The following is a 13,540-nucleotide window of genomic DNA, read 5'->3' on the forward strand; positions in this document are numbered from 1 at the left end:
ATGCCTTCCCACATTTTTACGACCGCCTTGCGCGGCGCGTTTGTGCTGTCTTTTTCCCTCTCCACTTCCGTCGCTTTCGCTCAGCAATCCCTGCCGGTCATTGAGGTCGGCCCGTTGAGTCCGGCGCAGCCAGGCTCCCCGGGCGAGGCGCTTGAGGACCAAACCGTCGTCACGCCGACGCGCGTCGAGCAGCCGGCGTCGAGCAGCGGCGCCTCAGTCAGCGTCATTCATGCGCGTGATATCCAGAAGCGCGGATCGCTCGGCTTCAATGACGTTCTGCGCGGCGTGCCGGGACTCGACGTCTTTTCGAACGGCGGGCCTGGAACACAAACCTCCGTCGCCTTGCGCGGCTCGACGCCCGGCCAGACATTGGTGCTGATCGACGGAATCCGCATTGGCGATCCGACGAGCACGGACGGTTCGGTCGATTTCGGCCAGCTCATTCCGACCGACATCGAGCGCATCGAAGTGCTGCGCGGTCCGCAATCGGCGCTTTACGGCTCCGATGCGATGGGCGGCGTGATCAATATCATCACGCGCCGCGGCAAGGGCGCGCCGCAAGGCTGGCTCATGTCGGAGGCCGGCGCTTATGGAACGTCGTCGTCGCGCGCGTCGATCTCAGGAAGCGACGGGCGCGGCGCTTACGCGCTGTCGATCTCGGGCCTGCACGCCGACGGCTTTCCGCGCTACGGCTATCGTCAGCAGCGTCCGATCTTCATCGGCGATCAGACGACGCCGCTGCCGCCGCTTCCCGCCAACGATCCGACGAACAATGTCGGCGTCACCGGGCGCATCGGCTATGAATTCACCGAAGATGCGCGAATCGAGGCGGGCCTCGCCGGCTACGACAGCGCCATTCGCTACGACAATCCCTACGCCTTCAATCCTTGGAGCGTCTTCGATCGTTTCAATCATCAGCATGCGACATTCATGCAGGGCTATGTGCGGCTCGGCGCCGAGATGTTCGACAAGAGTCTGCGCAACCGGCTGACGCTCTACGCCAATCGCGGCAACCGCGACGCCTGGATGACGGAAGCCTGTTTCGACATGCGGACCTTCACATCGCAGAACTGCCGTTTCGGTTATCTCGGCGGGCGCAGGGGCGTCGAATATCAGAGCGATGTCGCGCTTGGGCCGCTGGGTCTTGCGACCATCGGCGCGCGTGTCGAAACCGAGACGGCGCAGAATTCGCGCGAAGCCTGGATCGTCGATGATTACGCGCCGACGCACGCTGTCCAGACGACATGGTCCGGCTACGCGCAGCATCAGTTCACTTTGTTCGACCGGCTCGACATTTCTTATGGCGGGCGCGCCGATGCGGTGAGCAACAACCAAACTTTTCTCACCTGGCGGACGATGGCGAATTTCCGCATCGATGAGATCGGCATGCGGCTGCGCGGCTCTGCGACGACCGGCGCGAAAACCGCTTCGCTCTATCAGCGATTCAGCCAGTACGGCGATCCAACGCTCGCGCCCGAACGCGTCATCGGCTTCGACGCCGGCGTCGATCAGAGCTTTTTTGGCGGCCGCGCCACGGCCTCCGTCTCGGTCTTTCACAATCGCTACGAAAATCTTGTTCAATTCGGAAAGGCCGAGAGTTGCACGTCGACGCAGATCTTCGGCTGCTATTTCAATGTCGGGCGCGCGGATACGCGCGGCGTCGAATTTTCCGGCGAAGCTGCTCTCGCGCCAGGCGCTCTGCTGTTACGCGGAAGTTACACGTTTCTCGCCGCGCGAAATCTCGATGATGACGAGGGCAGCATTTACGCCGGACGCACGCTGTTGCGCCGTCCGCGTCACAAGGGCATGTGGTCGGTCATTTATACGGGATTGCCGGGTCTCGAACTTGAGGCGCGCGCCAATATCGTCGGCGCCGCGCATGACGTGGACTTTATCTTCAACAGACGCGTGATGCTCGCGCCCTATGTGCGGCTCGATCTCTTCGCCAATTACAGGCTGACCGACCAGCTGACGCTGCATGCGCGCATCGAGAATGTGGGCGATGCGCTCTACGAGGAAGTCTACAATTATTCGACGACGGCGCGCGCCTTCTATGGCGGCGTGAAATACGCCTGGTGATGAGGGAGATCGACATGGAAACGAATTCAGACCTAAAACCAAGCGTAACGCCAAGACGCATCGTCGAGCCCGACGGCGCATCGCTCGACGTCTTCTCGCTGCCGCTGGATACGGCGAGTCTTGAAGAACTGTTTCGCGACCTTTTCGAACATCACTGGCGCGAGATCGTCTTCGGACCGATCATTCAGGGCGCGGCGTGGGAGATCCACGCCGATCGTGCGCCAACGCGCATAAGGCTGCTCGACGGCTATCTCACCGTCGCTTTCGGCGTCACGCACTTCCATGTCTGCATCGGCGAGAACAAGGGATCGCGCGCGCGGCCGACGTCTCCCGAACTTGCTAAGCTCAGACGCACGTCGCGCGCCGAACTCTATCGGCGGCGAAACACGAGCTGCGTGCCGATGTCGTGGGGACTGCAGCTGTTCAATGGCGCCGGCGAACAGCAGATCACCGTGCTGCTGCCCAATCCGTTCCTCGACGCGGAGACGGACAAAGTCCTCAAAGAACCGGATTGGTCGCGCTTGGCGCTGTGGGACAAATTGCGCGCGCGCTGGTTTGGCCTGCACGAGCCTGATCCCATCGATCGTTCAGCAGGCCGGTTGCGAGGAGACTGACGCGCCGCGCTTTTGAATTCGACTTCCCCGTGTTCACTTGAAAGGAGAAACCTCATGTCGCTGACGCTTTCCACTCTGCCGACGACAAACCGCCGCATCTTCTGGGCCGCGACCTTCATCGCCGCGAGCGTCATTTTCAGCTTCGGTTGGGCGTGCGCCTTGCCGCTCGCGGGCTTCGCCGCCGTCGCGGCGCTCACCAGCGCGCGTCACGAGGCCCTGCTGCTGACGGGCGCAGTCTGGTTCGCCAATCAGGCCGTGGGTTTTCTTTTCCTGCATTATCCGACGGACGCCATGACGCTGTTTTGGGGCGGCGCGCTCGGCGTCATCGCTCTGCTGTCGTGTGAAAGCGCCGGCCTGCTCGCGCGCCGCTTTTCTGGTTTCGCTGGCGGGCTCGCCGCTTTCCTTGCGGCTTTCGTCGTCTATGAGAGTCTGGTTTTGGCGGTTACGGCGGCGACGGGCCCCGGCGTCGACCATTTCACCGCGCCGGTCGTGACGCGGATCTTTCTCATCAATCTCAGCGCCTTTGTTGCGCTGCTGATGTTGAAGGCCGCAGGCGCCGCGGCAGCGAAGCGCGATGTGACGAAGGCGCTCGCCCCGCATCCGATCTGAACGCAAAGGAGCCGTCGACGATGGGCAGGTCATGACGTTGTGACCTGCCCCCATGATCGCGACGCCTTCGGCCTTCGCACCGCGCAACAAGCGGGACGCCCAGTTCGCTCAACTCATCGGTCCGCCGCTTCGCCGACCGTGTCGGCCATCACAGCGCCGCGCTCGCCGAGCGGGCGATGTTCCCCTACGGTCGTGTCTTCCTTCGTTTGGTGCTCCATCTCCGCATTCACCTTTGCGCCGATGAGCAAAACGATCGACGAAACCCACAGCCAGACCATGAAGCTCATCACGGCGCCGAGAGCGCCATAGGTTTCATTGAAATGTCCGATGTTTTTCGCGTACCAGGAGAACAGAATCGACGTCACGAGCCAGCCGACCGCAGCGAATACGCCACCCCAACTCACCCAGCGCCATTTGGCTTCATCTCGGCTCGGACCGTAACGATAAAGGACGGAGATCGCGAGAGAGACGACAATCAGCAGCAGCGGCCATCTGGCGATGCGAAGCAGATCCTGAAGGTAGGCCGGCGCTCCGCTTGCGCCTTGCACAGCGGGCCCCAAGACCAACATCGCCGCGAGCGCGAAACTCAAAAGAATAACGCCCAATAATGTGAAACCGAGCGATACAAGATTCAGCCGGACGAACCCGCGCTTCTCGCGCTCCCCGTAAATGACGTTCAGTGCGTCGAACAGCGCCTTCATGCCGGCGTTCGCGCTCCAAATTGAAACGAGGAAGCCTGCGATTGATGCGAGCCCCAAGCCGGCGTCGGCGCTCCCGGCGATGCTGGTGAGCTGATCCCGAACGAATGAAATGACGTCCTCAGGCATCAGACCGGCGAGCGCGCCGATTTGCGCGTCGATCATCGCGGGGTCTGCGAGCCAGGAAAAGGCGGAAACCAGCGCCGCCAGCGCCGGGAAAATTGCAAGCAGTGCGTAGAACGTCACGCCGCCGGCAATGGCGAGAATGCGGTCTTCGCCGACGCCATTGTAGACGCGCCACAGAATGTCCTTCCAACCTGTCTGCGGAATCTCTGTCGGCGTCGAGGCGGATCGCCCACGATCAGGCCGCGCTGTCGTCATCGCCATTGCGCTTCTCCCATAAAACAAGCACCGGCTTAAACAACGGGCTGCAACCGCTGTTCCACGCATTCCTTTTGTTTGCGCTCTCGTCAGCGCCGGACTGCTCGCGCGCCGCTTTCATGGTTCCGCTGACGTCGTCGCAGCGCCTGTCGATCCTAAAGGCCGCAGGCGCCGCGGTAGCCAACCGCGATGTGACGAAGGCATTCGCCTCGCGCCCGATCTAGGGTGCGAGGGAGCCGTCGACGAAGCGGAGGCCGCGGCCCGACGCGGATTTTCGTCGGGCCGTGTTCTTGCGGCGTGTCGATTCAGCGCGTCTTCAGGCGGCTTAGACTGCGGTGACTCGCAAAAATTCGCACTTAGTGAATATGCGCCTTGGCGCCAGCGCCGACGTTCGCATCGTCGCCGCTGTCGCGGCGGCAGGACATTCGCACGCGCTCCCGCAGCCACATGTGCGCGTGATCTTTCTCATGGCGTGGATGCCAGAGCATCATCAACTCGTAGCGCGGCAGGTCGATCGGGATCGGCAGGATTTTGAGCGGAGCCAGCTGTACGAACTGCTCGGCCATCCTTTGTGGCAGACAGAGCATGAGGTCGGTCTTCTCGAGAATCCAGGGCGTCGTCAAGAAGTTCGGCAGAACAAGAAATACGTTTCTACGTAGTCCCAGCTTCGCGAGACTGTCGTCGATCAGGCCCGTCCCTGCTTCCCGCCAGCTGATCAGCACATGCTTGCCTTCCAGAAATTGCGCCAGACTGATGTCATCGCCCGGGACTTGCGCGTTCGATTTTCTTGTGAGGCAAACGATGCTCTCGCCCATCAACGCCTGCGAGCAGACATGCGGCGTGCTGCCGAAGATTGCGTCGAAGCCGATCGCCAGATCGATATTGTCTTTCTCGAGCACGATGTGGGGCGGCCCTGTTATCGGCTGCCGAATATGCACCTCGATATGCGGGGCGATGCGGATCATCGACTCGGCAAGCGTCGGCAACAGGGCGAAGCCGACGTAGTCGCTTGTGGAGATCACGAAACGCCGGCGACTGGTCGCGGGATCAAATTCTGGCGGCGGTTCGACGATCCTTTCGATCTCCCGAAGCACGGCCGCCGTCGGCTCCAGCAACGCAAGCGCGCGCGCCGTAGGGACCAAGCCCGATGCGGACTTCACCAATATCGGATCATCGAGCTGGTCACGCAGCCTGCGCAAAATATGGCTCATGGCGGGCTGGCTCAGACATAGCTTTTCTGCGGCGCGCGACACGTTCTTCTCTTCGAGAAGCGCCTTCAACGCCAGCAACAGATTGAGGTCGAAAGACTTGAGGTTGACCATCCTGTCGCTGCCTCTTGCGAATTGAGTCTGCTGTTTCGAACTCGTCGACGCAGCACGTCTAGGGGTTTAGTTCCCCGAATGAGTTCATAAGATTTTCGAATTTTACCGCGTCGGCGACAATCGATAAAGCTTCCGGCGGCTTGGGCCGGAACAAGATCCAAAAATGAAGGCCGCGAAGCGTTCGACGCTTCCGCGCCGACGGGCGAAGCGGCGCAAGCGTCGAGGAAAGCCGAGGAGGACCGCCATGTCCATCAATGTGCCTGCAGACCGTCCGCCGATTGATCCGCATCCGCTCAGCCCCTATGTCGCGTGGGCGGGGAATCGAAATCGTGATCCGATTCTCAGCATGTTCAGAGTGATCTTTCCGAACAGCGGCAATGTGCTGGAACTTGCGAGCGGCGCCGGCAACCACATCAACTATTTCGCGCCGCATTTCCCGAATCTGTCGTTTCAGCCTTCTGACTATGACGTCGAAGTGTTCGATTCGATCAAGAAGAAGCGCGATGAAGCAGGCAGCAAAAATATCTTCGATCCCATCAAAATCGATCTGACTGAGCCACAGACCTGGCCCAGCGCCAGCGATCGGCTCTACGACGGCATTTTCGTGGTGAACCTCTTCCAGGTCGCGCCGGTCTCGATCTGTGACGGCATCGCTCAAGTCGCCGACCGGGTGTTGACGAAGGATGGCTTTGTCGCGATCTACGGGCCGTTCAAGGTTGATGGCAGTTATACGACCGAGTCAAACGCCGCTTTCGATAAGGAAATCCTTGCGCCCAATATCGCCGAATGGGGCCTTAAGGACGTGCGCGATCTCGAACGCGCCGCCAACGCACACAATATCGCGCTTAAAAAAATCATGGACATGCCCGCGAACAACTTCATTCTTCTCTTTGGGCGCGCATGAGGCGAGCGCGGCCGAAGAGAATTGACGCGCTATGACAGAAGCGGCGATGGCGAATAGGGGGGTGGCGCTCGTGATTGGGGTCGGCGCCGAGTCGGGCCTCGGCGCGGCGCTGGCGCGGCGTTTCGCGCGCGAAGGGCTCCGCGTCATGGTCGCGGGCCGCACGCCGGAGCGGCTGCGAATCGTCGCCGAGCAGATTGGCGCCGCGGGCGGCGCGGTCGCGATCAAGGTCGCAGACGCCACCAGCGAAGCCGATGTCGCCGCCCTCTTCGACGAAGCAGACCGCGACGGCGACCTCGCGCTGGTCGCCTACAATGTCGGGAATAATATCGCGGCTTCTGCTCAGGACACGACGCCCGAACTCTTCGAGCGCCTTTGGCGCCAAAACGCCCTCGGCGGCTTCGTCGTCGGGCGGGAGGCGGCCCGGCGCTTCTCCCACCGCGGGCAGGGCACGATCCTGTTCACCGGCGCGACGGCGTCCTTGCGGGCGCGTCCGCCCTTCCTGGCCTTCGCCGCCGCCAAAGCCGCCTTGCGCGCCGTCGCCCAAGGGCTTGCGCGCGAGTTTGGCTCAAAGGGCGTTCATGTCGCCCATATCGTCGTCGACGGCGTGATCGCGGGCGAATATGCGGCGACGAATTTCGCCGACTACACGCACTCCAAGGGCGCGGACGGCGTCCTTGCCGTTGACGACATCGCCGACGCCTATTGGGCGCTGCACTGTCAAAAGCGCAGCGCCTGGACTCACGAAATGGACCTTCGGCCCTTCAAGGAGCCATTCTAGGTCCGCACATTCACGGCCGCGGAGAAAGCAGAAAATGGCGACGCGAACAAAGTGGCGCTTTGTCGGCGACTATCTCGAGAACTGCAATTGCGACATCGTCTGTCCCTGCCTGGTCTCGACCAAGGCCATGATGGCGATGCCGACGCAAGGGTGTTGCGACAACATTTTGGCGTTCCACATCGACAAAGGCCATTACGGCGACGTGGCGCTGGATGGGCTGAATGTGGCGCTTGCGGCGCATGCGCCGGGACCGATGGCGGAGGGCGACTGGACGCTCGCCGTCTATATCGACGAGCGCGCAACCGACGAACAGACCGCCGCTCTGGGCGCGATTTTCGGCGGCGACGAAGGCGGACCGATGGCGGCTTTCGCGCCTTTGGTCGGAACGCATCTCGGCGTCAAGAAGACCTCGATCCATTACACGATCGAGGGCAAATCACGCGCGGTCGAAATTCCGGGCGTTCTCGCCGTCGCCGTCGATCCGCTGGCGAGCATGCATCCGAGCGGCGAAATCTGGGGCATGACCGGGCATCCGCTCGCGCCGGAGAAAATCGCTTTCGGCGTCGGCCGCACGGGCAACCATTTCAATGACCACGGCATGGACTGGAATAATTCGGGCCAGAACGGGCATTACGCGCCGATCGAATGGTCGAATTGACGGATGGCGCCCCTCGCATGGAACAGACGCTTAGACCTGATCGCACTTCAGCGTAACGCGATCCTGGCCCTGCTCATCGCCTTGTCGGTCGCGGCGTGGACGCTTCTGATCTGGCAAGGCGCAGGTCATGACGCCCATAGCAGCATGGCCTCGCCGTCCATGGGACTCGGCGCGCCGCTGTTCATCGCCGTCTGGCTGGCGATGACGATTGCGATGATGTTTCCGACGGTGGCGCCGATGGCGCTCACCTTCCACAAGGTACAGGCCGCGCGCCGCAAACGGGGACAGGCCTTCGTCGGAACATGGGCCTTCCTCGCCGGCTATCTGCTCGTCTGGATGGCGTCTGGCCTCCTCGCTTATCTTGGCGCGCTCGCCGCGGAGGCGGGCGCCGCGCGTCTGGATCTTTCGGCGCCGGCGCAGGGCCGGATCGGCGGGTTGATCCTTATCGCCGCCGGACTCTACCAGCTCACGCCGTTGAAAGAGCTCTGCCTGACCAAATGCCGCACGCCGATCAGCTTCATCATGACCTCCTGGCGCGAGGGGACGCTCGGCGCCCTGCAGATGGGCGCCCACCACGGCGCCTGGTGCCTTGGCTGCTGCTGGCTGCTTTGCGCGATCATGTTTCCTCTCGGCATGATGAACGTCGCCGCGCTTGCGAGCGTGACGGCGATCGTTTTCGCCGAGAAGACCCTGCCATGGGGCCCCGCCGTGGCGCAGGCCATGGGCATCGCCATCCTCGTCTACGGCCTCTTGATCATTCTCCAGCCTCAGGCGTTTCCGATCATCCATGGATGATCGGGCGTGGCCGGGCCGCGCACCGCCGGCCCGCTCTTCACCTCGCCCGCCGAGCTGACTTTTTAGCTGCGCCGCGTCGTTCAGTTACACGACGGGGGACGATCGCACGCGTCGCGCCTCATATTGTGACGAAACACTGCGGCCGATTTCTTATCTCGGCCGCAGCTTCTTTGCGACGCTCTATTCGACTATCCCTCGCGCACGGCCGCACGACACTGCGCAGGAACAACCAGTCCCGAGCCATCCGGGCTCTTTGAGCAAGCAGGTCTTCACGGGGGTCGCACAATAATAGCCCTCAGTCGCGACAGGCGCGGCATTGGCTGCACCGTAATAGCCGTAGTTTCCAGAGCCGTAATGGCCGTACGGATAGGCAGAGCCGTAATAGCCCTCGCTACACGGGTAGCTCGCCGCCGCGCCTAGCGCCATGTCGTCGGGCCCCCAATCCCCGCCACAGCGGGCCCATGCCGAAGCTGAAGTTGAAATGGACAGCAGCGCGATTGCGATCGTGGCGGCGAGCGCCGCAGTAACTATCTCGCGTGGGTTATTCATTGGCGGAACTCCTTCGGCCAGGCTCAGCCAGGTCCGATCCGACAACACCCCAACGCCCACCCTGTAACGCCAGCCCCGCTTGCTTGTTCCCGCCTATGAGGGCGCGGAACGCAACGGCGGGAGGCGAGCCGGATGACGACACTTTCGCCTACCTCATTCATAAAATTGAGTGCATCTCAGACCGCAAGAAATCTCCGCTCTTGGCGCGTTCACGGCTCACGAAAGCTCACCCGCCGAGCATCCGGTCCCCGTGTCCGCTGTGCAGGTCTGCGAGCCGCGCCAGGGCGAACAATAGATCGCTCAGGCGATTGAGATAGGCCAGCGCGCTTTCGGGCGCCGGCGGTTCATCGAGCGCGGCGACGCTGCGCTCGGCCCGCCGCGCGACAGCGCGCGCCATATGGAGACGCGCGCTCGCTTCCGCCTCTCCCGGATAGATGAAATCGCGCAGCGGCGGCAGCGCGTCGGTGGCGCGATCGATTTCGGCTTCGAGCGCCGCGGTCTCGGCGTCGTCGAAGGCAAGATCGATCTTCCGCGCTTCGGCGCTGACGATGGCGCTGATCGTGTAGAGCGCCTTTTGCGCGCCGCTCAAAAGATCGTTCGCTTCGGGGAAGACGACGCGCGCGAGTCCGAGGCTCGCCGACAATTCGTCGAGATCGCCGACCGCCGCCACGCGCGGATCGAACTTCGCCGCCCGCCGCCCCGAGAAGAGGCTTGTCTGGCCTCTGTCGCCTTTTTTCGTATAGAGCTTCATCGCCGTCACGCGCACCCCCGTCTCTTCGTTACCTCACGCAAGGCCAGCCGGTCATCCCATAAACGCCGCGTTGGAAAAAGCCTCGCTGAAGGTGGAGCCGGGCAAGGCGCGGTCGGGGCGCCGCCGGGCGGCGCCGCTGCCTCGTGGCGCCATTGTTTTTATTGGCGGTGGCGCCGCGCTGCGCAAGAAAAGAGGCGCGGGCGCGTCATTCGGCCACTCGCCTTTAATGCGCGGATCGGCTATGTAAGAAAACGTCCAAACTGGACGGCAGGCAGGACGGGAGCTTGTCGTCGCACTCCGGGACAAGGGAAAAATCAAAGGGTTCGAGCATGGTCTATCGGCGTTACTTCGAGGCCGCCGTCTCCCGTCTGAAGGACGAGCGCCGCTACCGCGTCTTTGCGCATCTGGAGCGCGACGTCGAAGCTTTCCCGCTAGCGAATTGGCATCGCGAGGACGGCTCGGTCGAGCCAGTGACCATCTGGTGCTCCAACGACTATCTCGGCATGGGCCAGCATCCGGACGTGATCGCCGCCATGGTCGACACGGCGAGCAGAGTCGGCGCCGGCTCCGGCGGCACCCGCAATATTTCCGGCACCAGCCACGCCATTGTCGAGCTTGAACGCGAACTCGCCGATCTGCACGGCAAGGAAGCCGCGCTCGTCTTCACGTCCGGCTGGATTTCCAATCTCGCGGCAATCTCGACGATCGCCGACCTGCTGCCCAATTGCGTCATTCTCTCCGACGCCTCGAACCACAATTCAATGATCGAAGGCGTGAAGCGCTCGCGCGCCGAGAAGAAGATCTTCCGGCACAATGATCTTGCGCATCTCGAAGAGCTGCTGATCGAAGCGGGCGATCGGCCCAAGCTCGTCGTCTTCGAAAGCCTCTATTCGATGAACGGCAATATCGCGCCGGTCGCCGACATCGTCGCGCTGGCTGAGCGCTATGGCGCGATGACCTATGTCGACGAGGTGCATGCGGTCGGCATGTATGGCGCGCGCGGCGGCGGCATCTGCGAACGCGAAGGCGTGATGGGGCGCGTCCATGTGATCGAGGGCACGCTCGCCAAGGGCTTCGGCACGATGGGCGGCTATATCGCTGGCGACGCCGTCATCATCGACGCGATCCGGTCCTATGCGGCTTCCTTCATCTTCACGACGGCGCTGCCGCCGGCCGTCGCTGCCGCCGCCTGCGCCGCGGTGCGGCTGCTCAAGCGCCGGCCGGATCTGCGCGCGGCGCATCAGCGCGCCTCGCATATCACCAAGCACGCGCTTGCCGCCGCCGGCCTGCCCGTGATGGAAAATGGCTCGCATATCGTGCCGGTGATGGTGCGCGACGCCGAGCTTTGCAAGTCTGCGAGCGACCTGCTGCTCGATCGCCACTCGATCTACATTCAGCCGATCAACTATCCAACGGTGGCGAAGGGAAGCGAGCGGCTGCGCGTCACGCCAACGCCCTGCCACACGCCGGCGCATATCGCCAATCTCGTCGAGTCGCTCGTCGACGTCTGGCATACGCTCGGCATTCCCTTCGTCGAGCCGCCGTCGCATCTGCATGTCGCGGCGAAGAGCGACGAGAAATGCACCTATCCCGAGATTAAACTCGCGGCGCAGTAGGCGCGCGAAATGACGGCCGCAAATCTTTTCGGTTCAGGATTTTTCCGCAGCCAGAAGATTTGCGTCTCGGGCCAGCCGCCATCGCCCGTCGGCTTCCTTGCGTAGAATCGACATGGCATATCCGGTCCGGTGCAAAGGCGCGCCTCCGTCTAGAGGCGTCGCCGTCATGTCGATGTAATTGCGCAGATACGCCCAGTCGCCAAAAATGCAGAGTTCCTGGATTTCGCTGCGCCCCTCGATTGCGACGTTCTTCATGTTTTTCGAAGCGGCTACGAAAGCCTCCTTGCCGAATGGCTTTCCCCCCGGCGTCAAAAAAATCACGTCATCCGTCATCAGATCGAGCAGCGCTGCAAGATCGCCCGCTTTGCTGCAGGCCATCCAGGCTTCGACCAACGCGCGAATGGCTCTTTCGTCGTCCGTCACGCCACAATCCTCCGCGTAAGCCCTCTCACGTCCGTCCGACGCTCACATAAGTGAAGCCGCGCTTGCGCACGTCGCCGGGGCGATAGACGTTGCGCAGATCGACGATGATCGGCTGCTTCAAGAGGCTTCTGACCCGATCGAGATCCAGCGCGCGGAACGCGTCCCATTCGGTGACGATGGCGAGCGCGTCGGCGCCTTCCAGCGCCGAATAGGCGTTGTCGTGGAAGGTGACTTCCGGCATCAGCGGACGCGCCTGCGCCATGCTCTCGGGGTCATAGGCGTGCACCTGCGCCCCGTCGCCGGCAAGCGAAGCGACGATGGCGAGCGAGGGCGCATCGCGCATGTCGTCGGTGTTAGGCTTGAAGGCCAATCCTAAGAGCGCGATCTTCTTGCCGCGCACCGAGCCGCCGAGCGCATGGATGACCTTGCGCGCCATCGCCCTCTTGCGCGCGTCATTGACGGCGACGACCGTTTCGACGATGCGCAGCGCCGCGCCTTCGTCCTGCCCCGTCTTGATCAGCGCCAGCGTGTCTTTCGGAAAGCAGGAGCCGCCATAGCCGGGGCCGGCGTGCAGGAATTTCGCGCCGATGCGCTTGTCGAGTCCGATGCCGCGCGCGACCTCCTGCACATCAGCGCCAACCTTTTCGCACAGATCGGCGATTTCGTTGATGAAGGTGATCTTCGTCGCGAGAAAGGCGTTGGCCGCGTATTTGGTGAGCTCCGACGTGCGGCGCCCAACGAAGACCAGCGGCGGCGCGTTCAGCGACAGCGGACGATAGATTTCCTCCATCACGTCGCGCGCGCGCGGATCTTCGATGCCGATGACGACGCGGTCGGGGCGTTTGAAATCCTCGATCGCCGCGCCTTCGCGCAAGAATTCAGGATTGGAAACGACGGTGAAGTCGGCGTCCGGATTGACTTCACGGATAATCCGCTCGACTTCATCGCCGGTGCCGACGGGGACGGTCGATTTATTGACGACGACCGTGAATCCTTCGAGCGCTTTGGCGATGGTCTGTGCGACGGCGTAGACGAAGGACAGATCCGCATGGCCGTCGCCGCGCCGCGACGGCGTGCCGACCGCGATGAACACCGCGTCCGCGCCCCTCACCGAGGATTCGAGTTCGGTGGTGAAGGAGAGGCGGTTCTGTTCAACGTTATTGGCGACGAGTTCGTCTAAGCCGGGTTCAAAGATCGGTATCTCGCCCGCCTTCAGGCGCTCGATCTTGTTCGCGTCGGCGTCGACGCAAATGACGTTGTGGCCGAAGTCGGCGAAACAGGCGCCCGAGACCAGACCCACATAGCCCGAACCAATCATCGTAATGTTCATCAGCGTCAGTCTCTCGCTTCATGTGCGATGCCT

Annotated in this window: 14 protein-coding genes; 8 read left to right on the forward strand and 6 right to left on the reverse strand. The window is 62.5% G+C overall.

Features of this window, described 5'->3' with window-relative positions; genetic code table 11:
• Genes IYX23_RS16935 through IYX23_RS16945 form a run of 3 tightly spaced genes read left to right on the forward strand, consistent with a single transcriptional unit; the run spans nucleotide 1 to nucleotide 3,302 of the window.
• The gene (locus tag IYX23_RS16935) at nucleotides 1-2,079 is read left to right on the forward strand and encodes a TonB-dependent receptor (protein ID WP_196394146.1); all 2,079 of its coding nucleotides are present in this window, start codon (nucleotides 1-3) and stop codon (nucleotides 2,077-2,079) included.
• Between the two features lie 14 nt (nucleotides 2,080-2,093).
• Nucleotides 2,094-2,693 carry a hypothetical protein gene (locus IYX23_RS16940; protein ID WP_196394147.1) on the forward strand — a complete coding sequence of 200 codons (600 nt, stop codon included), beginning with the start codon at nucleotides 2,094-2,096 and terminating at the stop codon, nucleotides 2,691-2,693.
• 54 nt (nucleotides 2,694-2,747) lie between these two features.
• The gene (locus IYX23_RS16945; RefSeq protein ID WP_196394148.1) at nucleotides 2,748-3,302 is read left to right on the forward strand and encodes a hypothetical protein; all 555 of its coding nucleotides are present in this window, start codon (nucleotides 2,748-2,750) and stop codon (nucleotides 3,300-3,302) included.
• Between the two features lie 113 nt (nucleotides 3,303-3,415).
• Here IYX23_RS16945 and IYX23_RS16950 read toward each other — a convergent pair whose 3' ends face one another.
• Both IYX23_RS16950 and IYX23_RS16955 read right to left on the reverse strand, forming a co-directional pair.
• A complete protein-coding gene (locus IYX23_RS16950) occupies nucleotides 3,416-4,387 on the reverse strand; it encodes a YihY/virulence factor BrkB family protein (protein ID WP_196394149.1) in 972 nt (323 codons plus the stop codon).
• Between the two features lie 350 nt (nucleotides 4,388-4,737).
• Nucleotides 4,738-5,703 (reverse strand): LysR family transcriptional regulator, encoded by a 966-nt coding sequence (locus tag IYX23_RS16955; RefSeq protein ID WP_196394150.1) that lies wholly within the window; start codon nucleotides 5,701-5,703, stop codon nucleotides 4,738-4,740.
• A 244-nt stretch (nucleotides 5,704-5,947) separates the two neighbouring features.
• Between IYX23_RS16955 and IYX23_RS16960 the strand changes: the two genes are divergently transcribed.
• The 4 genes from IYX23_RS16960 to IYX23_RS16975 are packed head-to-tail and all read left to right on the forward strand — an operon-like array spanning nucleotide 5,948 to nucleotide 8,838.
• Complete coding sequence (locus IYX23_RS16960) at nucleotides 5,948-6,607, forward strand: DUF938 domain-containing protein (protein ID WP_196394151.1); 660 nt, start codon at nucleotides 5,948-5,950, stop codon at nucleotides 6,605-6,607.
• 46 nt (nucleotides 6,608-6,653) lie between these two features.
• Complete coding sequence (locus tag IYX23_RS16965) at nucleotides 6,654-7,385, forward strand: SDR family NAD(P)-dependent oxidoreductase (RefSeq protein WP_246716911.1); 732 nt, start codon at nucleotides 6,654-6,656, stop codon at nucleotides 7,383-7,385.
• A 34-nt stretch (nucleotides 7,386-7,419) separates the two neighbouring features.
• Complete coding sequence (locus tag IYX23_RS16970; protein WP_196394153.1) at nucleotides 7,420-8,043, forward strand: DUF1326 domain-containing protein; 624 nt, start codon at nucleotides 7,420-7,422, stop codon at nucleotides 8,041-8,043.
• Between the two features lie 3 nt (nucleotides 8,044-8,046).
• Entirely contained in the window at nucleotides 8,047-8,838 is a 792-nt protein-coding gene (locus IYX23_RS16975; protein WP_196394154.1) for a DUF2182 domain-containing protein, read from the forward strand.
• Nucleotides 8,839-9,018: 180 nt separating this feature from the next.
• On the opposite strand, the gene IYX23_RS16980 is transcribed toward IYX23_RS16975, so the two are convergent.
• Both IYX23_RS16980 and IYX23_RS16985 read right to left on the reverse strand, forming a co-directional pair.
• On the reverse strand, nucleotides 9,019-9,387 hold the full coding sequence (locus IYX23_RS16980; RefSeq protein WP_196394155.1) for a hypothetical protein: 369 nt from the start codon (nucleotides 9,385-9,387) through the stop codon (nucleotides 9,019-9,021).
• A 226-nt stretch (nucleotides 9,388-9,613) separates the two neighbouring features.
• On the reverse strand, nucleotides 9,614-10,153 hold the full coding sequence (locus tag IYX23_RS16985; protein WP_348643679.1) for a cob(I)yrinic acid a,c-diamide adenosyltransferase: 540 nt from the start codon (nucleotides 10,151-10,153) through the stop codon (nucleotides 9,614-9,616).
• 314 nt (nucleotides 10,154-10,467) lie between these two features.
• Here IYX23_RS16985 and hemA point away from each other — a divergent pair, with 314 nt between their 5' ends.
• Nucleotides 10,468-11,754, forward strand: a complete 1,287-nt coding sequence (hemA, locus tag IYX23_RS16990) for a 5-aminolevulinate synthase (RefSeq protein ID WP_154452253.1) — start codon at nucleotides 10,468-10,470, stop codon at nucleotides 11,752-11,754.
• 33 nt (nucleotides 11,755-11,787) lie between these two features.
• Here hemA and IYX23_RS16995 read toward each other — a convergent pair whose 3' ends face one another.
• Nucleotides 11,788-12,177 carry an SgcJ/EcaC family oxidoreductase gene (locus tag IYX23_RS16995; RefSeq protein WP_196394156.1) on the reverse strand — a complete coding sequence of 130 codons (390 nt, stop codon included), beginning with the start codon at nucleotides 12,175-12,177 and terminating at the stop codon, nucleotides 11,788-11,790.
• A gap of 25 nt (nucleotides 12,178-12,202) precedes the next feature.
• Nucleotides 12,203-13,507, reverse strand: coding sequence for a UDP-glucose/GDP-mannose dehydrogenase family protein (locus tag IYX23_RS17000; RefSeq protein ID WP_196394157.1), 1,305 nt, complete (start codon nucleotides 13,505-13,507; stop codon nucleotides 12,203-12,205).
• Nucleotides 13,508-13,540 lie beyond the last annotated feature (33 nt).

This window comes from Methylocystis sp. L43 (assembly GCF_015709525.1).
GTDB lineage: Bacteria > Pseudomonadota > Alphaproteobacteria > Rhizobiales > Beijerinckiaceae > Methylocystis.